The 1,182-nt window shown below is 46.5% G+C and carries 1 protein-coding gene; it reads right to left on the reverse strand.

What is annotated here, in order from left to right; all coding sequences use genetic code 11:
• Positions 1 to 1,182: non-ribosomal peptide synthetase (locus PXY01_RS22035; RefSeq protein ID WP_164744555.1), on the reverse strand; the 1,182-nt coding region annotated here is incomplete at both ends.

Raw genomic sequence — 1,182 nt, forward strand, 5'->3', positions numbered from 1 at the left:
TTCGCCAAATCGCCAATCGTCGGGTTTTGGAACAATTCCTTTAGCGACAACTGCTTTCCCGTTACACGCGATATCTCCAATATCAGCTTGACCGCTTTGATCGAATCGCCGCCAGCGGAAAAGAAATTCAATCCGATATCATTCACTGACTCTCTCAGCAAGGCTCCCATCAATCGAGCAATGGTTCGCTCTATATCCGTTGCGGGCTCATTCGTGATGATCACCGCGTCCGATTCTCTTCGAATTGCATGCAGAGCTCGCTTATCCTTCTTCCCGCTCACCGTCAGCGGTATAGCGTCTACTTCTGTAATAATAGCTGGCACCATATAAGTAGGCATATACTGCCGCAGATCGTCTCGCAATCTACGTACATTCTCTTGGCTGTCGGTAACAATAAAGGCTTGAAGCTCGGGAAGCAGCTCATCGCGACTCAATACGACAGAAACATCGCGAACAGCAGGATGCTCCATTATGAGAGCTTCGACCTCATCGAGCTCAATCCGATGCCCTCTCACTTTAACCTGATTATCTGTTCGTCCTATAATCTCGATACTACCATCCGCCATAAATCGCCCAATATCGCCTGTTTTATATAAGCGGTTACAAGATTCTGAACTAAACGGTGATTGAACAAACCGTTCCTCCGTCAGCTGCGGCTGGTTGAGATAGCCCCTTGCTACACCATGTCCACCAATGCATAGTTCGCCGAATACACCGATTGGAACGGGGTTCATATGGGTGTCGACGATATAAATGGTCGTATTATTCAGCGGCTTTCCAATTAATATCCGGCTGGGATCCGTCACTTTATAGGCAGTAGACCAGATCGTCGTCTCAGTCGGCCCATATAGATTAATAATTTCTGCAGACGTTGCAGCCTTCACCTGATGAATCAGGTCGGTAGACAGTCTCTCTCCTCCGATCAAGAGCAGCCTAATTTTTTGCAGCAGCCTTATGTTATTGTTATCAAGGAGAAGCATTCGCAAGCGGGAAGGCGTACATTGATAAATCGATACATTCTTATCTGACTGATCAAATATATCGCTTACGCGTATAGCCATCCCAACTGTAATAGGCCACAATAACTCAAGCACCGAAATATCGAACGATATACTCGTCTCGGCAAGCATCGTATCTCCGTGTCGCACGTCAACATAGGAGCGAATTGCATAGAAAAAATTA

The organism is Paenibacillus xylaniclasticus (assembly GCF_004001065.1).
GTDB lineage: Bacteria > Bacillota > Bacilli > Paenibacillales > Paenibacillaceae > Paenibacillus_T > Paenibacillus_T xylaniclasticus.